Origin of the sequence: Microbacterium maritypicum MF109, assembly GCF_000455825.1 — a bacterium.
Classification (GTDB): Bacteria; Actinomycetota; Actinomycetes; order Actinomycetales; family Microbacteriaceae; genus Microbacterium; species Microbacterium maritypicum_A.
Window position 1 is genome coordinate 1 of record NZ_ATAO01000142.1, and the last position, 214, is coordinate 214.

Below are 214 nucleotides of genomic sequence, written 5' to 3' on the forward strand. Positions count from 1 at the left end.
TCCCCCACCGGCGCCCAGATCAGCCTTCGACGCGGCGGGGTGACCGCACAGATCGCACAGGTCGGCGCCTCCTTGCGTTCGCTGCGCATCGACGATGTCGACCTCGTACCGCCGTATCCTCTCGAGCTGCCCACGCCGGCCTGTTCCGGCGTGGTCCTCGTCCCCTGGCCGAACCGGGTGCGCGACGGAGAGTGGGACGACGACGGCACCGCAC

Annotated in this window: 1 protein-coding gene; it reads left to right on the forward strand. The window is 71.0% G+C overall.

The genetic code is table 11. The features are described from left to right. Positions 1–18: 18 nt before the first annotated feature. Positions 19–214, forward strand: a 196-nt coding sequence (locus tag L687_RS0121380) for an aldose epimerase family protein (RefSeq protein ID WP_445081461.1), incomplete at its 3' end; no start/stop codon positions are given.